Source organism: Geoanaerobacter pelophilus (assembly GCF_018476885.1).
Taxonomy (GTDB): Bacteria; Desulfobacterota; Desulfuromonadia; order Geobacterales; family DSM-12255; genus Geoanaerobacter; species Geoanaerobacter pelophilus.
Genome location: NZ_JAHCVJ010000012.1, coordinates 18,372 through 41,562, shown reverse-complemented (window position 1 = coordinate 41,562; position 23,191 = coordinate 18,372). Strand labels below are relative to the sequence as shown.

The 23,191-nt window shown below is 49.1% G+C and carries 32 protein-coding genes and 1 pseudogene; 13 read left to right on the top strand and 20 right to left on the bottom strand.

All coding sequences use genetic code 11. The features are described from left to right. Positions 1-8: 8 nt before the first annotated feature. The 8 genes from KI809_RS19360 to KI809_RS19325 form a co-directional block, all read right to left on the bottom strand. A complete protein-coding gene (locus KI809_RS19360) occupies positions 9-563 on the bottom strand; it encodes an RNA polymerase sigma factor (protein ID WP_214173251.1) in 555 nt (184 codons plus the stop codon). Positions 564-580: 17 nt separating this feature from the next. After that, a complete protein-coding gene (gene tsoX / locus KI809_RS19355) occupies positions 581-850 on the bottom strand; it encodes an HSGNPxU motif (seleno)protein TsoX (protein ID WP_353743155.1) in 270 nt (89 codons plus the stop codon). A 124-nt stretch (positions 851-974) separates the two neighbouring features. Then, on the bottom strand, positions 975-1,202 hold the full coding sequence (locus tag KI809_RS19350) for a thioredoxin family protein (protein ID WP_214173249.1): 228 nt from the start codon (positions 1,200-1,202) through the stop codon (positions 975-977). Beyond that, positions 1,199-1,702, bottom strand: a complete 504-nt coding sequence (locus KI809_RS19345; protein WP_214173248.1) for a rhodanese-like domain-containing protein — start codon at positions 1,700-1,702, stop codon at positions 1,199-1,201. Before KI809_RS19345 ends, KI809_RS19350 begins: the two co-directional genes overlap by 4 nt. Positions 1,703-1,926: 224 nt before the next feature. After that, positions 1,927-2,580: a cation efflux transmembrane domain-containing protein gene (locus KI809_RS19340; RefSeq protein ID WP_214173247.1), complete on the bottom strand. Its 654-nt coding sequence runs from the start codon at positions 2,578-2,580 to the stop codon at positions 1,927-1,929. Between the two features lie 15 nt (positions 2,581-2,595). Further along, positions 2,596-3,543 (bottom strand): permease, encoded by a 948-nt coding sequence (locus tag KI809_RS19335; RefSeq protein WP_214173246.1) that lies wholly within the window; start codon positions 3,541-3,543, stop codon positions 2,596-2,598. A gap of 167 nt (positions 3,544-3,710) precedes the next feature. After that, positions 3,711-3,908: a DUF2703 domain-containing protein gene (locus tag KI809_RS19330; protein WP_214173245.1), complete on the bottom strand. Its 198-nt coding sequence runs from the start codon at positions 3,906-3,908 to the stop codon at positions 3,711-3,713. A gap of 99 nt (positions 3,909-4,007) precedes the next feature. Further along, positions 4,008-4,322 carry an ArsR/SmtB family transcription factor gene (locus KI809_RS19325; RefSeq protein ID WP_214173244.1) on the bottom strand — a complete coding sequence of 105 codons (315 nt, stop codon included), beginning with the start codon at positions 4,320-4,322 and terminating at the stop codon, positions 4,008-4,010. A 261-nt stretch (positions 4,323-4,583) separates the two neighbouring features. On the opposite strand from KI809_RS19325, the pseudogene KI809_RS20995 reads away from it, so the two are divergent. The 10 genes and pseudogenes from KI809_RS20995 to KI809_RS19275 all read left to right on the top strand — a co-directional run. Next, positions 4,584-4,688 (top strand): annotated as a pseudogene (locus KI809_RS20995) (FmdB family zinc ribbon protein); the annotation flags it as partial. Positions 4,689-4,930: 242 nt separating this feature from the next. Continuing rightward, positions 4,931-5,221, top strand: a complete 291-nt coding sequence (locus tag KI809_RS19315; protein ID WP_214173242.1) for a J domain-containing protein — start codon at positions 4,931-4,933, stop codon at positions 5,219-5,221. Positions 5,222-5,344: 123 nt separating this feature from the next. Continuing rightward, entirely contained in the window at positions 5,345-5,935 is a 591-nt protein-coding gene (locus KI809_RS19310) for a class I SAM-dependent methyltransferase (protein ID WP_214173241.1), read from the top strand. 180 nt (positions 5,936-6,115) lie between these two features. Then, positions 6,116-6,424 carry a hypothetical protein gene (locus KI809_RS19305; protein WP_214173240.1) on the top strand — a complete coding sequence of 103 codons (309 nt, stop codon included), beginning with the start codon at positions 6,116-6,118 and terminating at the stop codon, positions 6,422-6,424. Between the two features lie 64 nt (positions 6,425-6,488). Next, on the top strand, positions 6,489-7,016 hold the full coding sequence (locus KI809_RS19300) for a MamS/MamX family magnetosome protein (RefSeq protein ID WP_214173239.1): 528 nt from the start codon (positions 6,489-6,491) through the stop codon (positions 7,014-7,016). Further along, positions 7,016-7,897 carry a hypothetical protein gene (locus KI809_RS19295; RefSeq protein ID WP_214173238.1) on the top strand — a complete coding sequence of 294 codons (882 nt, stop codon included), beginning with the start codon at positions 7,016-7,018 and terminating at the stop codon, positions 7,895-7,897. The genes KI809_RS19300 and KI809_RS19295 overlap by 1 nt, the downstream gene beginning before the upstream one ends. Before the next feature lie 2 nt (positions 7,898-7,899). Beyond that, positions 7,900-9,123 (top strand): sensor histidine kinase, encoded by a 1,224-nt coding sequence (locus tag KI809_RS19290; protein ID WP_214173237.1) that lies wholly within the window; start codon positions 7,900-7,902, stop codon positions 9,121-9,123. A 16-nt stretch (positions 9,124-9,139) separates the two neighbouring features. Continuing rightward, the gene (locus KI809_RS19285) at positions 9,140-10,489 is read left to right on the top strand and encodes a sigma-54-dependent transcriptional regulator (protein WP_214173236.1); all 1,350 of its coding nucleotides are present in this window, start codon (positions 9,140-9,142) and stop codon (positions 10,487-10,489) included. Positions 10,490-10,513: 24 nt separating this feature from the next. Further along, a complete protein-coding gene (locus KI809_RS19280; RefSeq protein ID WP_214173235.1) occupies positions 10,514-11,491 on the top strand; it encodes a DUF4405 domain-containing protein in 978 nt (325 codons plus the stop codon). Between the two features lie 139 nt (positions 11,492-11,630). Then, on the top strand, positions 11,631-11,858 hold the full coding sequence (locus KI809_RS19275) for a hypothetical protein (RefSeq protein WP_214173234.1): 228 nt from the start codon (positions 11,631-11,633) through the stop codon (positions 11,856-11,858). A gap of 193 nt (positions 11,859-12,051) precedes the next feature. Here the strand turns inward: KI809_RS19275 and KI809_RS19270 are convergent, their stop codons facing one another. From KI809_RS19270 to pal, 12 genes are all read right to left on the bottom strand, one after another. Then, positions 12,052-12,333, bottom strand: a complete 282-nt coding sequence (locus tag KI809_RS19270) for a J domain-containing protein (RefSeq protein WP_214173233.1) — start codon at positions 12,331-12,333, stop codon at positions 12,052-12,054. 5 nt (positions 12,334-12,338) lie between these two features. Next, complete coding sequence (locus KI809_RS19265) at positions 12,339-12,668, bottom strand: CGGC domain-containing protein (RefSeq protein WP_214173232.1); 330 nt, start codon at positions 12,666-12,668, stop codon at positions 12,339-12,341. Positions 12,669-12,680: 12 nt separating this feature from the next. Next, a complete protein-coding gene (locus KI809_RS19260) occupies positions 12,681-13,307 on the bottom strand; it encodes a class I SAM-dependent methyltransferase (protein ID WP_214173231.1) in 627 nt (208 codons plus the stop codon). A 41-nt stretch (positions 13,308-13,348) separates the two neighbouring features. Next, positions 13,349-13,927 (bottom strand): class I SAM-dependent methyltransferase, encoded by a 579-nt coding sequence (locus KI809_RS19255; RefSeq protein WP_214173230.1) that lies wholly within the window; start codon positions 13,925-13,927, stop codon positions 13,349-13,351. Continuing rightward, positions 13,914-14,195: an HSGNPxU motif (seleno)protein TsoX gene (tsoX, locus tag KI809_RS19250; protein ID WP_337661130.1), complete on the bottom strand. Its 282-nt coding sequence runs from the start codon at positions 14,193-14,195 to the stop codon at positions 13,914-13,916. Before tsoX (KI809_RS19250) ends, KI809_RS19255 begins: the two co-directional genes overlap by 14 nt. 20 nt (positions 14,196-14,215) lie before the next feature. Then, positions 14,216-15,013 (bottom strand): nucleoside phosphorylase, encoded by a 798-nt coding sequence (locus tag KI809_RS19245; protein WP_214173228.1) that lies wholly within the window; start codon positions 15,011-15,013, stop codon positions 14,216-14,218. Further along, positions 15,003-15,350, bottom strand: coding sequence for an ArsR/SmtB family transcription factor (locus tag KI809_RS19240; RefSeq protein WP_214173227.1), 348 nt, complete (start codon positions 15,348-15,350; stop codon positions 15,003-15,005). The genes KI809_RS19245 and KI809_RS19240 overlap by 11 nt, the downstream gene beginning before the upstream one ends. A gap of 86 nt (positions 15,351-15,436) precedes the next feature. Next, positions 15,437-16,183, bottom strand: a complete 747-nt coding sequence (istB, locus tag KI809_RS19235; RefSeq protein ID WP_214173284.1) for an IS21-like element helper ATPase IstB — start codon at positions 16,181-16,183, stop codon at positions 15,437-15,439. Between the two features lie 14 nt (positions 16,184-16,197). Then, entirely contained in the window at positions 16,198-17,718 is a 1,521-nt protein-coding gene (istA, locus tag KI809_RS19230; RefSeq protein WP_214173283.1) for an IS21 family transposase, read from the bottom strand. Between the two features lie 267 nt (positions 17,719-17,985). After that, positions 17,986-18,369 (bottom strand): sulfite exporter TauE/SafE family protein, encoded by a 384-nt coding sequence (locus tag KI809_RS19225; RefSeq protein WP_214173226.1) that lies wholly within the window; start codon positions 18,367-18,369, stop codon positions 17,986-17,988. A 470-nt stretch (positions 18,370-18,839) separates the two neighbouring features. Further along, complete coding sequence (locus KI809_RS19220) at positions 18,840-20,696, bottom strand: tetratricopeptide repeat protein (protein WP_214173225.1); 1,857 nt, start codon at positions 20,694-20,696, stop codon at positions 18,840-18,842. A gap of 151 nt (positions 20,697-20,847) precedes the next feature. Further along, positions 20,848-21,426, bottom strand: coding sequence for a peptidoglycan-associated lipoprotein Pal (gene pal / locus KI809_RS19215; protein WP_214173224.1), 579 nt, complete (start codon positions 21,424-21,426; stop codon positions 20,848-20,850). Positions 21,427-22,185: 759 nt separating this feature from the next. On the opposite strand from pal, the gene KI809_RS19210 reads away from it, so the two are divergent. From KI809_RS19210 to KI809_RS19200, 3 genes are all read left to right on the top strand, one after another. Continuing rightward, entirely contained in the window at positions 22,186-22,566 is a 381-nt protein-coding gene (locus KI809_RS19210) for a NifB/NifX family molybdenum-iron cluster-binding protein (protein ID WP_214173223.1), read from the top strand. Positions 22,567-22,568: 2 nt separating this feature from the next. After that, on the top strand, positions 22,569-22,859 hold the full coding sequence (locus tag KI809_RS19205; protein ID WP_214173222.1) for a DUF134 domain-containing protein: 291 nt from the start codon (positions 22,569-22,571) through the stop codon (positions 22,857-22,859). 72 nt (positions 22,860-22,931) lie between these two features. After that, entirely contained in the window at positions 22,932-23,180 is a 249-nt protein-coding gene (locus tag KI809_RS19200) for a GSU3529 family protein (RefSeq protein ID WP_214173221.1), read from the top strand. The last annotated feature ends 11 nt before the right edge of the window (positions 23,181-23,191 follow it).

The following is a 23,191-nucleotide window of genomic DNA, read 5'->3' as shown; positions in this document are numbered from 1 at the left end:
CCATGTTGTTATTTGTTCCGTACTTTTTTCATATTCTTTTGCAAATCTTCCCGCGCACGGGAAATCCTTGATTTTACAGTACCGATAGAGACATCTAGGATTTCGGCGATCTCTTCGTAGGAAAGCCCTTCCAGTTCATTCAGTACGACAACTACCCGTAATTTTGCGGAGAGATTATTCAAGGCAGCTTGTAAGGCATGCATTGACTGTTTGGTGGCGTAGGCTGATTCGGGTGTGGGAGCCTGTGAGGGGAAACGTTCAATGTGATTATCTTTGTTGTCAGAGAAAAATAGGGATTGAAGGGAGAATTTTCTTTTGTGGTCGATGCAGGTGTTGACTGCGATACGGTACAACCATGTGTAAAATGATGCGGTCGGGGAGTAGTTCTTGAGACCCTGATATGCTTTTATGAAGGTATCCTGTGCGGCATCCTCGGCGTCCTGAGGGTTTTCCAGCATATAACGGCACAGGTTATAAATCCTGTCCTGATATTTAAGGACTAACTCTGCAAATACAGAGGTATCGGCATTTTTGAAATGTTCTATGACCTTGTCGTCATTCATTTAAGTCCAAGATACGATCAGTGTGTCCAGTCGATAATTGCCTGTTCAATATATTCCTGCATTCTGCCAGCCGATGTGGCGATATCCAAGGGAACCCATGTGCCGTCGAGAAAAACGGTCGTGGCTCCTCTCAGTACATAGTTGGCAGCATCCGCTGAATCAATCAGATGTATCTCCAGGTCAATCGCCTCACCGAAGTGAGCCTTCATTCTATTGGCCACACCTGTGGCCATAGCGCAACTCGTTCAACCACTACTTCCGGTGTGAAATACAATCATCTTCAACATGGAAACCTCCTGATTATAAATTCAGTTCTGCTCAATGCAGTGCAGGTAATGATCTGTCAAGAACCTTGATGGGAGCCATTTATATTCAACAGGACTGCTGCCAGGGGCATCAGTATCCATCGCATCACAAAAACCCTTTGAGTTCCGCCACACCAGGTGCCTTTCCGGAAAACGCGACTTTCCCGTCAATCACCAGCGCAGGAGTGCTCATCACGCCGTACTTCATGATGGACGGGATGTCCTGCACCTTAACCACTTCTGCTTCTTTTCCAACCTCTTTGAGTGCGGACTTCACGTTGTCATAAAGCGTAGTGCACTTGGCGCAGCCGGTTCCGAGTACTTCGATTTTCATTGTCCATCTCCTTTGCCTGTATTTGACTTGTCGACTTTGGTTTGCCGTTCGAGAGCACCCATAAAGTCCTTCGCCCGCTCGCCTCGTAACTGTTCGGCAAGTCCGAGCAGACCATCAGTGAGATATTTTGCGTTATATCCTTTGCTTCGCAGATATGCCATTGCGATGGCTGAGCGATCCTTGTGCGGGCAGGCAACCACTATGATCTTGTCTTTTGGTAGATCATTGATTCTTTTAGGCAAATCGTTCAGCGGGATATTTTGCCCGAAACCGGTGCGCCAGGCGGCAACCTCCTCCTTGAACCGCACGTCAACAAGCACAGCCTTACCGTTTAGAAGGAGCGGTAGCAGCCCCTTGCTATCGATTTTCATATCATCGCGCAGTTCGTAATCGAAACGACCGAGAAACGCCTCAAATTCTGACTCTGACGCGGATGCAACGTGTGATTGCAGAAGTACGGCAAGTAATAACAGAACGATCATAGTAACCGTATGTCTCATCGGGTCTCCGTGGATATTGATAATGTTTTTATCAGTTGTTTTATTTCCATTGAACAGCAGCGCCCTCTGGGGCTCAACTCTTTATAGCACCCAAGCGTGAAGGCACCGGTAGTTCGTCTTATTGCATCTATGTTGCGGCACCATCATGTATGGATGTATAGATAGTGCGCTTTCTGACGTTGCTGTACCTGCAGACCATCTTATATTCTCATTATACTCGACCCTCACTCAGATATTTCCTTTTTCGAACTGCATGCACAACTGCATGAACAGTTCATCCCTTTTGCCTTGGCAAATGATTCCTTCCCTTCTTTGAAAGTCAGACATGCAATTAATACCGCTCCGATTGCGTCCAGACTGCCAATTCCAGTCAACTCATAGCCAACACTTGATATCATTAATACAACTGACAGGTAGAGACACGCTCGTGAACATGCTGCATCAGCCAGTATGGCAGGTGAGTTCAACAGCATACCGACTTTGGTCTTCTGATGAATCAGAACCCACATGAAAGAGACCGAGACAAGTGAGACAACGATTCCCCATATTGTTGTCTCAGGCTTGTGCTGCTGATAGAGGTTGAGCGCTGCCGTCAGAATCAAACCGATTGTCAGAACGTAGAAGGCGGCGCCGGTGATACGCAGTGCACGCTGCTCGAATTCGTCCCTGCTCTCATTACCGTTGGCCCGGATCCTACGCAGCATATGCCAGACACCGATTGCAGAAATCACTTCAATGAAGGAATCCACGCCAAAGCCGAACAGTGCCAGGGTTTCATCTGCAACCCCAAGCGATATCGAAACACCCCCTTCTGCCAGATTATAGAAAATCGTAAACAGGGCCAGCATACTTGCAAATCTATAGTTTCGATCTTTCATGCCTGCTTGTGTCCTTTATAGAATTGCATTGAACAGATACCCGACGATGATGATTGCCGTAGCCACGATACCGAAGAACGTTGCCAGCAGAGGTTTCTTCAGCACATTGCTGAGTATGACAGCCTCAGGCAATGATAGCGCTGTAACCGCCATCATAAATGCCAGCACGGTGCCGATAGCCATACCCTTGGCAGTCAGCGCCTGCACAATGGGTATAACACCGGCAGCATTACTGTAGAGCGGCACCCCAAGAGCAACTGCTACCGGCACGGCAAACGGATTATCACGACCAGCCCATTTGGCAAGGAAGTCCTGCGGCACATAGCCGTGGATGAAGGCACCGATGCCAACTCCGACAACCACATACGGCCAGATTTTTTTCAACAGTTCAATGGTGTACCCCTTTGCGTAATCGAACTTTTCACGCCAAGACATGACCTTGATCTCACTATTGCCGACCTGCATCTCCCAGACGTAATCCTGAACATATTTCTCCATCTTTAACTTACCGATCACAATCCCTGCGACAATAGCAACCAGCAGGCCGGTTCCGATATATATCAGGGCTATCTTCCAGCCAAACAGACCCCAGAGCATTATCAGTGCAACCTCGTTGACCATTGGCGATGAGATGAGAAAGGAGAAAGTCACACCCAGAGGAACGCCTGACTCAACGAAACCAATGAACAGTGGCACTGCTGAACAGGAGCAAAACGGAGTGACAATGCCGAGCAGGGCAGCCATGACGTTGCCCACGTACTCCCGCTTATGTGAAAGGATTTGTTTGGTCCGCTCCGGAGGAAAGGACGTCCGGATGATGGCAACCACGTATATGATCGTGGTGAGCAGCAAGAATATCTTCAGGGTATCATAGATAAAGAAATCGAGCGCTTCGCCTGAACGGGAACCGGGCACCATCCCAAAGAGGCTGAAAACAATGTAATCTGCGAAACCTTTCAGCATACAAACTCCATGAGTATTTGATTATTTACTCACTCAATGCGACAAAAAAATTTACTCTTAGGCAAGTCCGATTGTCTTATAAGCGGCCTTGCGGATAAGTGCCTCCAGAATCTCCTCGTAACTCTGGCCTTCGTAGGCGACTATTCGGAAACTCGTTTTCGAGCCGGTCAGGCAGGAGCATTACGAGCAGTGGATTCATCTGCTGCGGAATTGTCTAGAACCTCTTCCAGTGACTTTCCGTTGAACAGTATCAAATTCGATTGGTCCATTTGCTCTTCGGGCAGTTTCGTTTCCGTGAAACCGATGGTGCCCCCCTTGTCGGCAAGTTCATTATTCAGTTCTGCTACAGCCTCTCTGACCGACAAGCAGGTGGCGGCTTAGCGGTCAGAGGTTGCCCTTCTTTATCGTAATGCCGCCATTCTATGGTCAATTCATATCATGCTTTTATCCTCATAAGTGCTACCCTACAACGCTTTGAGCACCTTGTGCCGACCCGATATCTCCTGTTTAACAATCAACGTGACCATGTCAACTACATCAAGAATCTCCGGATGCTTGATTGCGTAGTAGATCTTCAGACCGTCCTTTCGCCGCGAAAGGACTCCTGAAGAGAGCATCATGCTCAGATGCCGGGAGGTGTTGGACTGCTCCTCGCCGATGGCCGGAAATATCTCGCAGACACAGCGCTCGCCATCGCGCAGGAACTCAATTATCTTCAACCGGGTCGGCTGGGCCAGTGCCTTCAGGATGTCGGCGCGGAAGGTGGAAATGTCGCTCATGTATGCTCACCTTTTATATGATTGATTAATCATGTAGTAATATTCATACCAGTTGTCAAGCATTTATTTGGGCGGTCCTCACCAGCGCCTCTTCATACAGACTCAAATTTTCATGAATTTATGGATAATTCATAACCAGCCGAGACGTTTGCATGCACCATAAACAAGGTATACTCCTACACACAAGAGTTGTAACCCACCGTTAACGAGGTGGAATGTTGACAAAGACGTCGCTGCATATTATTATATTCAAAAATTTGAATGTCTATTCAGAAGGGAGCAATGATGCCGATTTTCGAATATTTGTGCACGAAATGCGGTCACCACTTTGAAAAACTTCTCAAATACGACACATCACATGCAACACAATGCCCTGCATGCGGATCTGGTGACGTCAAAAAGGAATTATCAACTTTTTCATCTTCAGCAGGTTCAGCATCTTCCGCGGCATGTTACAGCGGCGGCTGAAAGATTTAGATGACGCCGGTCTGGCGTTACGGGATATCGTGTACATAATGAGCCTCCGGATTTCCGACAGTAATCTGGGGATGGCAGATGAATGCTGGAACAGTTTGATGTACGGTTATCACAATACTTAAGGTGCGGTCATGACCTATAATGATCTGCAGGAAGCCCTTCGATGTATGGGCCTCGGTGAGCGGGCTACATTGAATGATATCAAGGCCCGACACAAAGGACTGGTAAAACGCTATCATCTGGACACCGGTAACACAGACGAATCTGAAATGATCCGCCAGGTGAACGCTGCCTACCAATTGCTGCTTGAATATGTAACAGCCTACCGCTACACATTTACTGAGGATGAGTTTTTCGAACAGAATCCGGGAGCACGGATATGGAAACAGTTTGCTGATGACCCGCTGTGGGGCAAACGCTAAGTACGGTTTAGGCACACCCATACAACTTCACATCTTCCTTCGCTGCGCAATGCGCAGTCTTTTCCTCCTGTAGCACCTAATCCCATTCTCTCGATTCTGGCAGATTTGAAAAGGAGATAGAAAATGAACTGGAATGAATGCTTCAGTGAACCCGGCTTTGCCTACGGAACCGAGCCGAATGATTTTCTCGTATCCGTAGTTGCCAGGATACCGAAAGGCAGGCTTCTCTCGCTTGCTGAAGGAGAAGGAAGAAATGCCGTATATCTTGCGGCACTCGGCTATGAGGTGACGGCAGTTGACGGTTCTCCAGTCGGGTTACGCAAGGCTGAAGAACTCGCTGCTGAACGTGGAGTCGCCATTAAAACTATTCTTGCCGATTTAGGTGAATTTGAAATTGAACCTGAACAATGGGACGGAATCATCGCATTTTACTGCCATGTCCCCTCATCAATTCGCATGACTCTTCATCGGGCAGTTGTCAGAGGACTTAAACCTGGAGGTATGTTCGCATTGGAGGCGTTCAGCAAGGAGCAAATCGGAAATGAAACTGGCGGGCCAAAGTCCTTGGATATGCTTATGTCGCTGGATGAATTAAGGGGTGAATGTGCCGGGCTTGACTTCATTCACGCCAAAGAATTGCAACGGGATGTTCACGAAGGACGAGGACATACCGGCTTGGCATCGGTTGTTCAGATTCTGGGTGTAAAACCGTAAGCAGAGCCAATAGTGCAACAGGTGCAGGGCAACCGGCTGAAGTGCAAAATCTGCATGTAATAATAGTAAACCCTGAGTCACTTTTTGTAAATTACGTAGTAGTTTCAATTAAATATGAAATTGGCACATTCCCTGATACTCCTGAAGATACGTACATCACATCTTAGGAGGAAATAAGTCATGAAAACTCGTATGGTAACAACAGCAGCAGTAATCGGGTTATTGATTGCATTGAGTGCAGGCGAACTCCTTGCGGCAGGCCGTGGCAATGGTGGCGGCAAAGGACAGTCCAATGGTACCTGCACCAGTCAACAGGCAGGAACCGGCTCTTCGTCTGCAACCCGTCCCGTTGGTTCACAGCGCCGCGACGGCACGTTTCTGACCACTGGTACAACGGCCAACGGCGCAACATCACGTCCCAACAATGGCAAAGGACTTCAAGACGGCTCACGCCTGAACACTGCCACGACACCGGCAACAACACCGTAGAACTGCACCTTAAAACCCGGCAGGGAACCAAACCTGCCGGGTACGTCAAAAAAGGATTCCCTGTATGCTGCGATTCGTTCTCATTTTGATGGTTGCAATCATGACTGTCTGCACCCATGAAGCAAATGCTTTCTGGTGGAGTGACACAAAAGACCCAGTCAGCGGACTGGACGTTACTGCTGGCTTTGATGTCAACACCGTCACAACCATGACTGGTTCCGTAACTTCGCCTCCTGAACGGAAGGGTGAGCAGAATCATACCTTGATGTCTCTTGCCACCCAACAAGGCACTGTTACAGTCATTATGGGGCCATGGTGGTACTGGGAACGACAGACCATAAAAATTACAAGCAATCAGGAACTGACTGTCACCGGTTCACGCGCCCAGGGGAAAGACGGCACAATCTACCTCTTTGCTCAGCGCATCGAAAACCGGAGCAGCGGAGAGTCTCTGACACTCAGATCCGAATCAGGTGTTCCGCTCTGGTCACGTAGCGGCTCAGGCAATCAGAACGGCATGCAGCAGAGTGGTGGCCCACAAAGTGGAAGCGGTATGCGCAGCGGTGGCGGATTCAGAGGTGGCAGAAGGTGATGATACGATACCTGAAAACGCTCTACTCACTGAGTTTTATGATATTCACCTGCGTGACTACTGTGTTCGCAGCGGACGTCCCACCCAAGCAGCAGAGCGCCTCAGTAAGTTTTGGCGCTGAATACGCTTCGGGAGAGTACGAAACCGGTTCAACCACACGCAGCATCTATATGCCGCTGATTGTAACTTGGTTTCCGACAGATCGCATTGATGTAGGCGTTGAGATCCCGTTCGTCTATCAGAACAACTCAAACGTCACAACCGACCTGTACCGGAACAACCAAATAGCTGCTGCGGCAAAAACAGTCGCACGAGGTGGTCCCGGGGGAAGTGGAGGCTCAACGATACAGCAGCAGTCCGGAACTGGCAGTGGTAGTTCCGGATCATCAGATTCCGCTGTCTCCGGCATCGGTGACATAATTCTCCGGTTTGGTTTAATAGCGCTGTTTGAAGAGAGATGGCTGCCTCAACTTCGGCCGTCACTTTTTGTGAAGTTTCCTACTGCCAACTCTTCCGATGGCCTCGGAACTGGAGAGTTCGATGCCGGAGCAGGAATAGAGGCATCAAAATGGTTTGGTGATACCTATTTTCTGGGTGAGGTTCTCTATATTTATCAAGGCAAGGCAGATGGTTTCGGTCTGAAGAATTATGCCAGTTATACGTTAGGCGCCGGCTATCAACTGACAGCCTATTTTAAGCCGATGCTTATGCTCAAAGGTGCCACTGCGCCATCAACATACTCGGATGCTCTTCTTGAAGTAAGGGAAAGGGTTCTCTGGTCTCTGAGCAGCACAACCTCTCTCGACTTGTATCTGTCACAAGGAATTGCAGACAGCAGCCCTGATTACGGCGGAGGGATTGCAGTGGTCTACTCCTTCTGAACATGCTCAAATACACCCGCCTTATAATCGGTGTTCCGTTCTGTTTCACCCTTATGGTGATCTGGTTTGCCTGGTCCGCCTTCCGTGCGTCTCCGCAGATTGCAGCCGAAAACCTTCGTGGCGCTGGTCTATCCATCTCTGCAGCAATCGAGCAGTTGGTTGTAGCCGATGCCTCACTCCGTTCGCTTGCCAGATACACGACTCCCGACATAGCATACTTCGCTCTGATAGACAGGCAGGGAATAGTCCGCTTTCACACCAACCCCTTACTCATAGACCATCCATATACCGGTGCTATTCAGAATAGATTACCTGACGGTATCTCCGAACAGAGAGAACAACTAGGCACTGGCGAAGAGGTCTATATCCTCCGAACGATGATTCACGCCGGCAGCGACAAATATCTTCTCATTCTTGCGCTTCACACCTATCGCGCTGACCAGGTCATTCGTCGTGCACAAACCGGCATTACCGTTGTATCGGCTCTGACAGTAGCGCTGTGGGGCGGCACCATTCTTCTGTTTTATATGATACGGCGCGAAGAGCGCCATCAAAGGGAGATGCGGCGTCAGGATGAACTGGCGCGTCTTGGTGAAATGGGTGCCGTCATGGCCCATGAAATACGGAACCCGCTGGCAGGCATCAAAGGATTCGCCCAAATGATTGAAACAGTTGCTAGCATCGAGCAGGCATGCACCTATGCGGACAAGATAGTCTCACAGTCGATCAGGATGGAGGCGCTGGTAAACGATCTGCTTGCCTTTGCACGTGTTGACCATACGGAGAAACAAAATGCAGACCTCACACAGATAATCATCGATTGTGTTGAACTGCTGCGCCCGGAAGCGGCGGATCATAATGTAACCATCGTAGTTGATGCTCCGCAACATATCACAGCCAATGTTACTGAAGACCGTATCGTTCAGATGTTGCTGAACCTGATAAAAAACGGTATTCAGTCAATGCCTGATGGAGGGGAAGTCACTGTCGCAATGCGGCAGAACAGAGACACTGCTGTTGTCAGCGTGCGGGACAATGGAACCGGGATTTCACAGGAGCGGTTGCCTCACATTTTTGATCCGTTCTGGACAAGCAAGGCTAAAGGTACAGGTCTTGGACTTGCTCTCTGCCGGAAAGTCGCTGAAGAACATGGAGGCACAATCACCGTTTCAAGCAGAGAAAATGTAGGGACGAAATTCGTTGTTACATTGCCTGCAGTAAAGTAATTCGGGAACAGAAACCATGACAGCAACCATACTGATTGTAGAAGATGATGTCGTTTTCCGCGAACTGTTGACCACCATTCTTGACGGAGCAGGTTATACCGTAACAACGGCAGCAGATGGTGGTGAAGGGCTGCGTCGCATCCAGCGCGAACGGTTTGATTTGGTGCTGTGCGATTTGAAGATGCCTGTCCGGAGTGGACTGGATCTGTTCCGTGTAACACGCAGCGACCTGAACGCGCCGCTTTTCATCTTTATCACCGCCTTTGGCAGAGTTGAAGAAGCAGTATCAGCAATAAAAGAGGGGGCATTCGATTTCCTCTCCAAACCGCTGAAAGACCCGGCAAGCCTGCTGGCAACAGTACAGAGAGCACTGGAACAGGTGGCGCTGGAGCGCCTGACTATATCACTTAAGGAGGTCGAACAGGCGGGACTCCCACCAGAAGATCTGATATTTGCAGGCAGAGCGATGGAAAGCGTCAGAAAACTTGTGCAGGATGTGGCCCGCACAACTGCAAACGTTCTGCTTCACGGTGAGAGCGGCACCGGCAAAGAGTTGATTGCCAAGATGATCCATCTGGCAAGCCCACGTAGAGCGGCACCATTTGTTCCGCTCAACTGTGCAGCCATCCCGGAAAACCTCCTGGAAAGCGAACTGTTCGGACACGAGCGCGGTGCATTTACCGGTGCGGCCCAAGCGAGGCGGGGCAAGTTTGAACTGGCACAGGGTGGCACCATCTTCCTTGACGAGATCGGAGAGATGCCGATGCTGCTGCAGGCCAAACTGTTGCGAGTTCTGCAGGAGCGGACATTCGAACGGCTGGGTGGATCAATTCAGATAAAGGCTGACGTGCGCGTCATTGCCGCATCCAATAGGGACCTTGCAGCAGAGGTCGCGGAGAAGAGTTTTCGTGAAGACCTCTTCTACCGCTTGAACGTGTTTCCCATTACCCTGCCACCTCTTCGTGAGAGGATTGATGCTATTCCTGCACTCGTACGACATTTCTGTGCAAGGTTTTCAGCATCGGCAGGTGTACGTCGCCCCATCGGCATCACAGCAGATGCACTGTTAACTCTTCAGCGCCATACTTGGCCCGGCAATGTCCGAGAACTGCAGAATGTCATTGAAAGGGCTGTTATTCTAGCAAGAGGCGAGATAACAGTCAGCGAACTCCCCGAGACATTGCAGGAACAGCAGCCTGCTGAATCATGTGAAGGGCTGCTCAAGCATCGCGAGAAAGAAACTATTCAGAGGACACTTCAAGAGTTCAAGGGTAATCGACGAAAGACTGCCGAAGCACTCGGCATATCTCTGAGAACCCTGCAGTACCGGATTAAGGAACTTGGATTGCTGGTTAAGGAAGATTAAGACGATAGTAAAGGACATTGTTACATGGAAGATCGCCCGTTCATAAATCGCATTCTGATATCGCTGGTCACTGCCTTTAGTTTCGTTGCCATGTCCTTGTCAGGCATTGCCGCGTTCATCGTCCCCCAAGGCAAGGTTGCCTTCTGGACCAACTGGACTTTTCTAGGTCTATCCAAAACCCAGTGGGGTAACATTCATATAACCACCAGTGTCCTGTTTCTGATCGCCGGCATTTGGCATACCTGGTACAACTGGACACCCTTAATGCAGTACTTGCGAGGTGTTCCAGATCGTATGGCAGTCAGTTTGCGTGATCTGGCAGTGGCCACCTTGATAACGGTATTTTTTGCAGTCGGTGCTGTTACGCGAACTCCACCGCTCAACTATATTCTTAATTTCAATAATTGGGTAAAGGAGAGTTGGGTCCGAACGCCGGCGGATGATCCGCCGTTTGGTCATGCCGAGTTGCTTTCACTCAAAGGGTTCTGTAAGAAAATGTACATAGACACCGGAGAAGCGCTGCTTGAATTGCGTCATGCCGGACTGCGGGTAACTGACGAAAACAGTACAGTTGAACAGATTGCACATATGAACAAGATGACACCTGCCAGCGTCTATCAGATAATCAAGAAACTTGAACGCCCTGAATCTATCCCCCCTGCTGTAACCATACCAACGCCGGCATTAAGACAGGTAGTCCCTGTTTATAATTCTGTCACCAGGAACAGGACTGCCACTCCTCCGATTATTAAAGAAACGTCTGAATCCCCTCGTTACACAGGTGATCTTGTGGTAGAACGGTTTGAAGGAAAGGGGATTGGCAAGAAGTCACTCACTGTCATCTGTCAGGAACTGCACCTTGATTGTGAAAAAGTACAGCAAAAACTAAAAACCAGAAATATATCCCTCAAGGATGATGAATCGATAAAAGAAGCCGCATCACGTCTGGGCATGGTCCCGATCGAAGTCCTTAAAATTATCCTTGAAGGTGAACTGATATAAGCCTTATCTGAGGAAGTAATAACATCTTGGCAGTTCACAGTAGCCTGTGACTCTCGATTGAAATTGCAAAGTCCAGTTCAGTCACGCCGACAATGAGTCAAAGGCCACCTGCCCCAAAATGGACAGGTGGCCTTTGCTGTTGAAGCAGGGTTACTTTACGCAAGTACCAGATTTGATCTGCGTGCGCGTGCCTGTCTGGCTCTGTGATTTTGTGGCCGCGAAAGCGGATACGCTGAGAGATATTGCGACGAGGGCTGCTGTTGCTGCAAAAACAATTTTACGAGTTTTCATGGGTACTTCCTCCTTTGCGGTGTGTTTGGAGGATATTTCCATAGAGCGTGCCAAACAGAAATCAGTCTTTAACTGACTAATTTAACTACGTATAGAAAATATGTATAAAAAGATACTCCTGCGTTTCAGTGCAGAATTTGTGGCTATTCCGATGAATCCGACCAAAGAAACTGACATGATGACGACCGGTATTCCGCTGTGAAACCGACCAGCGTTCCGGCGAAAGCGACCAAGGCATCCTGTAGTCGCAAGGCAGGGTTTATTGCCCTTTACTTGTTATAAAAATCCATGAACTGCTGCCTGAAACGCTCCTCCGGGTTTTGCTCATAAAACTCATTCTCTGCAAATGAAAAGCGGTACTCGGTAACGTAGTCCATTAATATCCGATAGGCTGCATTTATCTGCCGGATTATTTCCGGCTCGGTTGTAATTCCGGCATCAGGATGATGGCGTTTTACCAGTTCTCGATGTCGAGTCTTAATATCCTTCATGGTAGCCCGTTCTCCCAGGCCTAAAACACGCAGAGCCTCCTGTAAATCTGCATAGGTCATGGTGTTCAGTGCGTCCAGTCGATGATTTTTGCTTCCGAACCAAGTTTATTTTCAACCGCAACTTTGATAGCTGAAAAATGCGGGCAAGGGTATCCAATGGGAGTCCCCTTCTTCATGCAGGAAGCAAAAACGATGGCCTCTGCTCCACGGTCAACCATCATCTTGGCCCGTGTAACCGCCTTCTTGCCCGAGCACCCACCACAGGAAATAAATCCAATAATTTCGACCGGTCCAGTCCCTTCGAAAGCCAATGTACCTTCTCTGGCTACCTTGAAATCCATACTTCCTGGGCACATGTCTTCAGTCAACTGACAACGAATAATACCAACTTTCATGCTTGTCTCCCTTTACTGTGCTTTCTGCACCTTAATGACCACGAATCCACCTTTGTCGTATCCTTCGGCAATACTCAAGTCGGTTGGTTCACCTGGAAATAGAGTTTGCCTGTATGAGACTCCCGAAAATCCGGCATTGATAAGCAACTTCTCCACTTCGCTTGCCGAATAAAAGGTTGCGTCACGATAAAAACAGCTCTGTTCCTTTTTCTGGTCATAAACGCGTCCTAACTCACTCTCCCTGTTGATAAACCCGACAACAAGATTTCCACCAGGTTTGAGGATACGCCACGCTTCCTTAAATGCCTTGGTAATATCATCGAGAAAGCAGACAACCGTTACCATGACCACAAAATCAAAGCTGATGTCGTCAAACGGAAGGGCTTCTGCTACACCTTCCAAAACCTCGATTCCACGTTGCCGTGCCAGTTCCGCCATTTGTTGAGCTGGCTCAACGCCAACCGAAATACCAAGAGGTGCCGCAAACCGACCGGTGCCGACACCGATTTCAACACCATGACCGTTAGAGGGGATAAAGGCCCTCAATGCTTCAAGCTCCGCCTGATAGAGTCCATTGTTTTTATCAAACCAGGCATCATATGCGGCAGTCTGTCGGTCGAAAGCTATTGTCTTAGCCATAACAGTTCCTGACTACCTCACGGGCAGCTATCAGACTCCTATCAGGTGAATGGCTTTCTGAAGAGCAGCCCGTAATGGTACGGTGGCAGTTCAAAGCGATTCTGCTCCTTAAAGCGGAATCCGGCTTCCTTCCCCCATTCGATGCACTGTTCCGGTCGAGGGCGGATTTCCATTGCTGGGCCACGCGGTGTTGACGGGTCATAGTTCCAGTGAATCACCGCCAGCATGCCATTCGGCTTGAGCACACGCAGCGCCTCCTTCATCAACGCTACCGGTTCTTCATGGTGCAGGATATTGAAGAGCAACGCCGCATCCATGGAGTTTTCGGCAAGGCCGGTGCCGGTGGCCACGAAGTCGCGTAGCGTTACTTCCACATTGTGTACTCCGGCATCTCGGCACTTCTGCTGAACGACGTTTGTCATCTCCGGTTCGATGTCCAGGGCATGAACGGTGCCTGAAACAATCGCAGCAGCGGCCAGAGTGAAGGTGCCATAGCCGCAACCAAATTCAACCAAGTCCTGAAGACCACGGTCGAGACCAAACGTGGCCAGCACTTTGGCCGGTTCAAAAAAACCGTCCCACATTTCCTCATCCGGCATGCCGCTGTCACGAACCTTCATGCGCACCCTCACTGGCCAGCGCCTGTTCAAGATACTCCTGCATTCTGCCTGCGGATGTGGCGATATCCAGTGGAACCCATGCGTCGTTAAGAAAGACGGTTGTTGCTGCTCTCAGCACATAGTTGGCAGCTTCAGGAGAATCAATCAGATGTATCGCTACGTCTATCACCTCACCGAAGTGAGCTTTCATCTTATTGGCTACACCTGTAGCCATGGCGCAACTTGTTCAACCCTTACTTCCGGTGTGAAATACGACCAGTTTCAACATGGAAACCTCCAGATATAAATTCAGTTATGTTCCAATAATGCGGATAGAGCCAAGGCACAGACTTTCAATGCTGTTTCATGGCCGTCGTCACCACCCTTTTCAAAGTCATCGTCACGAGTGGCCATGGAATTTGTAATGTGAGCGAAACAGATGACTGGCTTGTTGAGGGCCGTGCCCATAGCTAGTAAGGCGGCAGCTTCCATTTCCACGGAAATGATACCTTCATCTCGTCGTGCTGAAATCAGCTTCTGTGTCTCGCGGAATGGTGCATCGGTTGTCCAGGATTTGCCACGGATACACTGGAGACCAGCATCATTCAATCGTCGGGCTACTGCCTCCAGCAACGGTGATGATGCCTGTGCATAACGCTCGGGCGGCAGATAGTGATAACTTGTTCCTTCATCACGCAACGCCTGCTCAATTAGCAAAAACAAGGGTGTCTGGAACTGTTCGGCAATGAGTCCGGCTGATGAGATAGTTACAAGTGCCCTGCACCCCAAAGCGAAGAGTTCTTCTGCTACAAGCACCGAGAATGATGCCCCGACAGTGCCACCGATAATCCCGTACTCTGTTCCGTCAACAGACCAGCGGTAAAGGCGAGTATGGAAACAGGGCCAGGCAGGTTCGTGTGTTGTTGCCCCAGTCATCAGTAAAAAGTCCACCAGTTCGCCGTCAAAATCTAATAGGCAACCATGTGGCACTGTCAGCGATGGTAAATTCTTCTGAAGTCTGGCGGCTTCCAGCATGTTGCCAGCAAGAAACACAGGTTTCTCTGTATGGTCGTGCTCAAAGAGAGGTGACTTGGTTTCATTTGACACAGCAAGCACCTCCAGAACGTTTCTCCTGGTCAATCTCTTCCTTAGTTTTGCGCGTGACCGGCTCACCTGCGGCAAGTTGAGAAAGAATCGTTGAAACGAGCTGGGGACGGCTCACGAAGTAACACCGTTGGGAGCCATCCTGGGCGAAACTCACGATTCCTGCATTACGAAGCACGGTAAGGTGCTGCGAGATATTGGACTGAGATGCTGGCAAAATGTCCTGAATGTCGGTGACGCATTTGATGCCTTTGAGCAGTTCCGCAACAATCTGAAGACGCGTCGGGTGGGCGATGGCCTTTAAGAGTTCGGCCCATTCAAGTGATGTATTAAAATCCAAGATGTTCTCCTTGCTGATATTCGAATATCCTAATATCAGCTCCAGGCGAAACGTTCAAGAGAAATACCTCAACTGCCATTCTCTGCTTATTGTTTAAGGCCAAGGCTTGTTCTTTTCTTTCTCATCGATTCACCCTTCAACTCAACTTTGTAGGCATTGTGCACCAGCCGGTCAAGGATAGCGTCAGCCAGTGTCGGGTCTTGCATGGCATCGTGCCACGCCTTAATGGGTAACTGACTGGTGATGATGGTGGCTTTCCGGTCATAACGTTCTTCGACGATTTCCAGCAGTTCCCGCTGGTCATCCTGTGACAGTGGCGAGATGAGCAGGTCATCAAGCACCAGCACTTCGCACTTGGCGATTTGCGCCATGAGTTTGTGATAGCGACCGTCATGCCTGGCGATGGATATGTCCTGAAGCAGCCTTGGCAGTCGCTGGTAAAGAGTTGTATGCCCGTCACGGCATGCCTTCTGCGCCAATGCACAGGCAAGATAACTCTTTCCTGCGCCGGTCGGCCCAGTGATAAGGATGTTGTGGTGGCTGCGCACCCATTGGTTCTGGGCAAGAGACATGACCTGCGACCGGTTCATGCCGCGAGCCTCCCTAAAGTCCAGGTCTTCGATTGATGCCGAAAGCCGCAGCTTTGCGGTTCGCAGCCTGTTTTGCATCCGCTTATTGTCCAAGTCAGTCATCTGCTGGTCTACGAGCAGACCGAAACGTTCCTCGAAGGTGAGGGATGCCATGTCGGGTCGTTGCATCTGTTCGGCGAATGCCTGCGCCATTGCCGAGAGCTTCATGGCATTGAGTTTCTCAATGGTTGGTTGGGTCAGCACGGTAGTTCCTTTCATTATCCGTAGTAATCCGTGCCCCTGATGTTGTCATGGGCAACGGTAAGCAGCTCCTGCTGTTTGGGTAGTGGCTTCTGGTCAAGATTGTTGGTGAGAATCGACTTGATGCTGGTGTAGGTGACCCCCTTAATGAACATGGCTCGTTCGCAGGCAGCTTCCAGCCGTTCCTTGCCGAACTTTTTGCCAAGGGAGAGGATACCCATGCAGGAACGCACGCCATGCTCAGGATAGGCACGTCTTGAAAGGATTGATTCAACGACCGCTGTTGTTGCTGTACCGGTCTGCGCTGCCCAGGCGATAAGGCGACCGGGCGTGCAGTCGGCATACTCCCGATGGGCAGGCGGCATATGGTCAGGGTTGGTGGTGTGTTTCCCCTTCACGAAGGAGCGAGGATGCGAGGCTATCCGGTTCCCTTTATGGAAACACTCCACGATGGTTGCCGTGTAACGCACCTCGACCTGCTCTTTGACCAGTTGATAAGGGACGCTGTAGAAATGACCCTCCACATCGACATGGTAGTCGATATGCACTCGGGCAATCTTCCATTGGGCATACTCGTAAGAAAGTTCCGGCAGCGGCAGCATTGCCGGTCGGTCCAGTTCCTCGAAACGGCTTCTTCGGGTGCCGTGAAGTTTCCTGAAGGGACGGTTGTTCAGCAGTTCCAGCCGCTCCTTGATGGCGGCATTGGCCTCTGCCAGGCTGAAGAAGATGTGGTGGCGCAAACCGGCCAAGATGAATCGCTGCACAAACTGGACACCGGCTTCAACCTTGGGCTTGTCTCGTGGTTTACGGACACGGGCAGGAATGACGGCAGTGCCGTAATGGGATGCCAGTTCCTGATAGGTGGCATTGATACCCGGTTCATAGCGGCAGGTTCTGGTGACACCAGAGAGCAAATTATCCGGGACCAGGCAATGGGGCACGGCACCGAAGTAGGAGAAGGTTCTGACATGTGAGCCGGTCCAGTCGGCAAGGGTCTGGCTCCAGGTAGCTTCGGCGTAGGTGTAGTTACTGGCACCCATGACCGCCACAAACACCTGAGCGTCCCGTATCTCCCCGGTGGCCGAGTCAACAATGGGAACTGTCTGGCCGCAGTAGTCCACGAACATCTTCTCGCCAGCCCGGTGTTCCTGACGCATGGAGAGGTCGAGCTTCCCTCGCCAGTGCCGGAATTGGTCACAAAACTGGCTGTACTGATAACCAGAAGGTTCTCGTTCTTTGTACTCCTGCCAGAGCAGCATTAGCGTAAGGTTTTTGTGGGAAAGAAGTTCGTTGTGCAGAGATGCCCAGTCAGGCGGTGCCCGCCTGCTGGCTATTGCACGGGGATGAACAGGATAAAGCAGATGTTCGAGTTGTTCGTCATCGAGGTCAGGAGGCAGTGGCCAGGAAAGATTGGCGGCAGAAGCCCGGTACAAAGTGTCAGTAACGGTGGTCTTGCCCATACCGCAAGTATCGGCAATTGCTTGTCTGGTCAGACCGCATGCCCAGGCAAGTCGGAGTATCTCTCGTATCTTTCGCATGGCAACTCGATTCTGCGGCATTGGTGCCCTCCTTAGTGAATATGAGGGGCACAATACGCTGTTGAGTTACCTTGCGACTACATCAGCTTGGTCGGATTCGTTCCGGAACGCTGGTCGGATTGCCAGCGGAATGTTGGTCGGATTCAAATCGGAATCGCGGTCGGTTTCACGCCGGAACGGTGGTCGGATTCATCCGGAATTTGCAATTTGCAGATGAAACATATTTGAGTGCATGTGTCTGCACTAAGTTTCCCTGCTCGAATCATCTCACAACCAACCGAGGCGTTTGCATGCTCCGTAGACAAGGTACACGCCAATTCCCGTCACAAAAACCCCGAAAATGAGACGTAAATGAGGGCCCTTCATCTGATTCGCTAGGAATGCACCACCCCAGGCACCAACGAACATGGCAGTCGCGATAATTACGGCTGCCTTGAGGTCGACGTTACCGTGCCGATAGTATTCGAGAGTTGCGGCAAGACCTATTGGTGGCAATAGCACAGCAAGGCTGGTCCCTGTGGCTTTGTGTTGCGAGAAACCGGCCCAGTAGATTAATGCAGGGACAATGACGATACCTCCGCCGATGCCGAACATTCCAGATGCTACGCCTCCAAATATTCCGATTAATGTAAACAAAAACAACGGTGGCATGGTGAATTCTCCGCCAAAAGGAGGATCTTTATATTTCTCCTTATATAACCTCATACACTATAAGACCACAGACGACTGCCATTAAAGACAGCGCTAATATGAAAAGATTGTCTGCAATATTTGCCAAAAGACTCTTGCGTTTATTGTAACTTCGTATTTTCAAAGAAATATATGAAAGAATACAACTGAGGAGAAACAGAAATGCATCAAGGGCAAGCAACTCCTGGCCATAATGTGACGCACGTACTCCACCTAAATGTCGCATTATCCCTATAACAGTTAAACAAACACCGACAAGAGTTGCCGAGACAGTGAAAACATGGATTGTAAGATCAAATTCAACAAATGCCTTGGATGGTTCCTGTGACATATTGTGCCTCAAAGGAAAAGATCTGTTTTTTATTTATTTTCTAAAGAGATTTGCCGTTTTCAGCAATTATATCAGCCACCATTGCTGCTCTAGCCCATACTTATTTTTTCTTTGGAGTGCTCTTTCTTTTCGGGACTTTAACTTTGCGAGAACTTTTACGCTGTTTGGTCGCATTAGGTTCTTCCCGGATATTGCTCAATAGTTCACGTGGCTCGGTGAAGTTCGGATCAGCCATGCGTGCCGCCTCCAGAAGGGTTTTTGCCTTTTTTAACTCTCCAGTTTTAATTTTGAGTTTACCTAGTGCGTTCAACGATTTGGCGTGATCTGGATTGAGGTCTATGGCTTTTTGATACTCGGCAGCAGCGAGTTCATACTCCTTCTTGAAGTCATAGACAATTCCGAGTTTATAATGCGAGTTGGAATCATTCGGGTTGATATCAACTGCTTCCTTGAGGAGGGCAATCAGTCCGTCATATTTTTTTTGTTTTACATAGTTTGACAGTAATGCGTTTCGGATCCCCTGATCGTTTCGGTCAAGGCGTAGAATTTCCTGATACTGGCGCTCTGCTTCGGCATGCAATCCTTTTCTGGCATACAGCGCAGCAAGTTCTTTTCTTATCTCCAAGTTGTCTGGAGAAAGTCTGACTGCTTCCAGATACTCGTCGATGGCTTTCCGTGAATCCTTGTTTTTGTCATAGAGCCGTGCCAACCTGAAGTGAAGGATTGGATTATCACCGCGGAGTTTGATCAGTTCGTTGTACTCAGAGATTGATTGGGTAAAGTTGCCGCGAAGAGTATATATGTCGGCCAACCGGCGTCGCGGGTCGCCATTTTTGGAGTCATACTGCAATGACATCTTGTATTCCGCCTCTGCCTTGTCCAGCAGCCCCTTACGCTCGAAGAGTATTCCCAAAGTGTAATGAAGTGAAGGGATCGACGGGTTAAGTATGATTACCTGACTATAGGCTTTAATGGCGTCATCATCACGACCTGCTGCCATATGGGCGTCTCCTAGTTTTTCCATTGCATCTAACCGGTTTGGCTGCATCTTTACAACTATCTCATATGTTTCTACAGCCTTGTCATAATTTCGGGCAAGAAGCAGTTCATTGCCTTTCTGCATCAGTGAGGCAATGTCTGCTTCTCTTGGGTTGATCCCTGCCAGTTCCATCTCTTTTTCAGCAAGCAATTTGTCCCCTTTTTGCCGATACAGATCGGCCAACTGCTTATGAATGGACTTGTCAGAAGGGTTGGCAAGAGCGGCAGCGTTATACTCTCGTATGGCATCATCAATTCTGCCACTTTTTTCATGGATGCTGCCAAGACCGCACCGCGCATGTTCATTGTTCGAATCTCTGGCAATAACCTTTTCATATTCAATTGCGGCTTTATCGAGGTCACCATTTCTCACATAGGCGTCAGCGAGCCAGTTAATAACCTCCAGGTCATTTGGATTTTCTTTCACTGCTTCTTCTGCATGATAGATGAGTAACGCTGTCTCGCCTTCCTTGTTAAGAATCTTTGCCAATCCCCGGTGATAACGTGGGTCACGCGAATCATTCAGAGCCTTTGTCAACTCTGCTGCCGCAGAAACATCCGAACCCTGTTCAAGGTGCAATAACCCTAGACTGCCGTGAACTTGTTCCATTGTTGAATCAAGATTTGCAGCCTTTTGATATTCTTCGATCGCCTGACTGACATCCCTTTTTCGTTCAAGTTGGAAACCTTTTGCCAGGTGACCAATTGCACCTTCAGGACAGAGAGTTATTATCGGTCCCACAAGCGGTTCAGTCATCCCTTGCGATGAGTTGGCAAGCATCTGTGCCGCCTCCTGACAGGGCTCTTTTCTGAAGCCCCAGTCGAATCCGCACAACAGCAAAAAGAAAACTGCAATTGCAATCAAGCCAAGAGATGTTTTAAGTAGGGCTGCAGGGAATGATGTTTTTTCTTTAGTCATGATGAGCATTCTCCGTGTTTGCCTATTTCACGCTAAACAACGATGAGAGAAAAACAATTCTCAGTACGTTAACCGCTGGCAATGATACAGGCTCAGGGCACACACGGGGAGATGAGGGCTTACGAAACAGCCCTCATTTCCCCAGGGCTGTCTACTTGATTATAATGAATTCGTCGCGACGGTTTTTGGCCCACGATGCTTCATCATGTCCTAGGTCATTCGGTTTTTCCTCTCCATAACTGACGGTGGATAATCGCTGATCTGAAACCCCCAGTGAGTTCAGATAATGAGATGCTGTCCTTGCCCGACGCTCTCCGAGAGCCAGGTTGTATGAGTCTGAACCACGTTCATCACAATGACCTTCAACTCTGACTTTTAATTGTGGGTTTTGCTTCAGTACGTCAAAGGTTCTGGACAGAGTTTGGCGGGCAGTTTCGCTTAGTGTCGATGAGTCAAAGTCGAAATATATTTTCTCCAACGCTGTTTTCATTTCGGAAGTAGCCGTCAGCACCTCTGGTTTTTCTGATTTTTTTGCTTCCTCACTGACACGAGGTTGCGTATTTGCATCACCGGAATCAGGAGATTTGCTCTTCATATCTACCGGTTTGGCCGCTGTTCCTTTTGATACAAGAGGTTCGTCTTTCTTGACAACCTCCTGTTTGGCGCAACCGGTATACAGGAACATCCCAGCAAACAAAATTGTAACTAACTGATTAACAGACTTATTCATGTCATCTCCTTTGTTATGGATAGAATAATGCACAACACCCTGTTCATTGCGAACCAATAGGCTACCGGCAACGTACAGGGTTAGATGTTTTCAGGAATGTGGCTGAAAAGTCAGACGATTAACAGGGGGGGGCTCGGGGAGCGTTTGGTGAAAAATGCGAATAACCGGGAGGTTGAAATGCATATTGGAAATCGGAGCGATAAAAGACAGGCGAGGAGATCTCAACAGGTCTAATGGTGATTGCAACAGTTTCGAAAGACTTTTTTACAGCGCTTTGTGGTGCCTTGACCTGCTTGTCTAAAACTGCTCGATTGATTGGTTTGTGGCGGTGTGGGCGTGAGATATCTGGCACACGCATCCCGAGAAAGAGAATACTGAGCGCAGTCACACAAGTTATGAGAAATCGAACGCGGTGATAATTTATCATTTTGCCGTGAATGCAACTTGGATCGTATTTTAGTCTCTTATAGCACGTTCACACGAAGATAAAAAGCGAATCATCGTGTATATCTCCTGTAGCGTGTCGAACAAAGATCAATACATAACTATTTGATTTGTGAATCAAATACTAAGCGACACAATGGTCGAATCGTGATTTATGTGCAGTATTTAGCAGGTAGAGCCTATTTATTGCATTAATCTGCACGATGACTTTTTAGCATTTTCTCAACATAATTTTGGAATGTGCATTACATATTGACATTCATATATCTGAATAGTATTTTGTGCATAGTCACAAAACATCGGTGGGAGGATTAAATGAAAATATGTTTTCCAGTTGAGGAAAATCAAGGGTTGGAGAGTAAGGTATACGGGCATTTCGGGTCTGCACCCGGGTTTGTCGTAGTGGATATGTCCACCAACGAAGTAACATCTTTAAACATCAACGACCAGGTCCATCAGCACGGCGGTTGCAATCCGCTAGCAGGGCTTGGCGGCTATAAAGTGGATGCAGTGGTTGTTGGAGGCATTGGCGGCGGCGCACTTCACAAACTGAATGCTGCCGGGATGCGGGTATTTCAGGCACAGGTTGGAACAATTGCAGACAATGTTGCACTCTTCCAGTCTGACGGGCTGTCTGAATATATGCCGGGCCATACCTGCGGCGGACATGGACACAGTCATGGGTGCTCTCACTAACCATGCCGCGTCCACGTAAGCCGAGGAACTGTATCTGCCCGCACCGTGCCGGATACGCGGCGGTCTTTAAACCGGCGGGAGTGCCGCTGAAAGATATTCAGGTCATTCAACTCGCCCAGGACGAACTGGAATCGCTGCATCTGTGTGACGGAGAGGGAATGACTCAGGAGCAGGCGGGAGTCTGCATGGGAATTTCTCGAGGCACGGTTCAAAGGGTTCTGGCCAGTGCACGCAATAAGGTCGCTAAGGCGCTTGTGGGACAAAAGGCATTGGCCATTTCCGGAAGCACGTAATGACGTTTTTGTGAAAAAATTACTGCTGAAGATCAGCCAATCGAGCGGTATAGCATGACGGGTGAGAAAACAATGGAACTGTTTGAAAAACTCAGAGCAGTCGCACTCCAGCAAAACCTGGATAATGAATTCCCTTCGTGGCTACTTGCTGAAGTCATGACGATAGCAGACGAACCTGACCTCTATGAAGAGAAGGTTCATCTGATCGAACTGCTTATTGATCAGATCGACAATTTCGATCCTTATGCAGGTACAGGGTGTTTTGACACATCTGTTGGAGCAGAGACGATTCAGAGTACAATTCGTCGGGTTTTGAACTGATGACATAAAGA

Excerpts from the sequence above, each read along its gene's own strand:
- KI809_RS19360 (WP_214173251.1), bottom strand. The coding sequence starts at position 563 with ATGAATGACGACAAGGTCATAGAACATTTCAAAAATGCCGATACCTCT.
- KI809_RS19350 (WP_214173249.1), bottom strand. The coding sequence starts at position 1,202 with ATGAAAATCGAAGTACTCGGAACCGGCTGCGCCAAGTGCACTACGCTT.
- KI809_RS19345 (WP_214173248.1), bottom strand. The coding sequence starts at position 1,702 with ATGAGACATACGGTTACTATGATCGTTCTGTTATTACTTGCCGTACTT.
- KI809_RS19340 (WP_214173247.1), bottom strand. The coding sequence starts at position 2,580 with ATGAAAGATCGAAACTATAGATTTGCAAGTATGCTGGCCCTGTTTACG.
- KI809_RS19335 (WP_214173246.1), bottom strand. The coding sequence starts at position 3,543 with ATGCTGAAAGGTTTCGCAGATTACATTGTTTTCAGCCTCTTTGGGATG.
- KI809_RS19325 (WP_214173244.1), bottom strand. The coding sequence starts at position 4,322 with ATGAGCGACATTTCCACCTTCCGCGCCGACATCCTGAAGGCACTGGCC.
- KI809_RS19315 (WP_214173242.1), top strand. The coding sequence starts at position 4,931 with ATGACCTATAATGATCTGCAGGAAGCCCTTCGATGTATGGGCCTCGGT.
- KI809_RS19310 (WP_214173241.1), top strand. The coding sequence starts at position 5,345 with ATGAACTGGAATGAATGCTTCAGTGAACCCGGCTTTGCCTACGGAACC.
- KI809_RS19305 (WP_214173240.1), top strand. The coding sequence starts at position 6,116 with ATGAAAACTCGTATGGTAACAACAGCAGCAGTAATCGGGTTATTGATT.
- KI809_RS19300 (WP_214173239.1), top strand. The coding sequence starts at position 6,489 with ATGCTGCGATTCGTTCTCATTTTGATGGTTGCAATCATGACTGTCTGC.
- KI809_RS19295 (WP_214173238.1), top strand. The coding sequence starts at position 7,016 with ATGATACGATACCTGAAAACGCTCTACTCACTGAGTTTTATGATATTC.
- KI809_RS19290 (WP_214173237.1), top strand. The coding sequence starts at position 7,900 with ATGCTCAAATACACCCGCCTTATAATCGGTGTTCCGTTCTGTTTCACC.
- KI809_RS19285 (WP_214173236.1), top strand. The coding sequence starts at position 9,140 with ATGACAGCAACCATACTGATTGTAGAAGATGATGTCGTTTTCCGCGAA.
- KI809_RS19280 (WP_214173235.1), top strand. The coding sequence starts at position 10,514 with ATGGAAGATCGCCCGTTCATAAATCGCATTCTGATATCGCTGGTCACT.
- KI809_RS19270 (WP_214173233.1), bottom strand. The coding sequence starts at position 12,333 with ATGACCTATGCAGATTTACAGGAGGCTCTGCGTGTTTTAGGCCTGGGA.
- KI809_RS19265 (WP_214173232.1), bottom strand. The coding sequence starts at position 12,668 with ATGAAAGTTGGTATTATTCGTTGTCAGTTGACTGAAGACATGTGCCCA.
- KI809_RS19260 (WP_214173231.1), bottom strand. The coding sequence starts at position 13,307 with ATGGCTAAGACAATAGCTTTCGACCGACAGACTGCCGCATATGATGCC.
- KI809_RS19255 (WP_214173230.1), bottom strand. The coding sequence starts at position 13,927 with ATGAAGGTTCGTGACAGCGGCATGCCGGATGAGGAAATGTGGGACGGT.
- istA (WP_214173283.1), bottom strand. The coding sequence starts at position 17,718 with ATGCGAAAGATACGAGAGATACTCCGACTTGCCTGGGCATGCGGTCTG.
- KI809_RS19225 (WP_214173226.1), bottom strand. The coding sequence starts at position 18,369 with ATGCCACCGTTGTTTTTGTTTACATTAATCGGAATATTTGGAGGCGTA.
- KI809_RS19220 (WP_214173225.1), bottom strand. The coding sequence starts at position 20,696 with ATGACTAAAGAAAAAACATCATTCCCTGCAGCCCTACTTAAAACATCT.
- pal (WP_214173224.1), bottom strand. The coding sequence starts at position 21,426 with ATGAATAAGTCTGTTAATCAGTTAGTTACAATTTTGTTTGCTGGGATG.
- KI809_RS19210 (WP_214173223.1), top strand. The coding sequence starts at position 22,186 with ATGAAAATATGTTTTCCAGTTGAGGAAAATCAAGGGTTGGAGAGTAAG.
- KI809_RS19205 (WP_214173222.1), top strand. The coding sequence starts at position 22,569 with ATGCCGCGTCCACGTAAGCCGAGGAACTGTATCTGCCCGCACCGTGCC.
- KI809_RS19200 (WP_214173221.1), top strand. The coding sequence starts at position 22,932 with ATGGAACTGTTTGAAAAACTCAGAGCAGTCGCACTCCAGCAAAACCTG.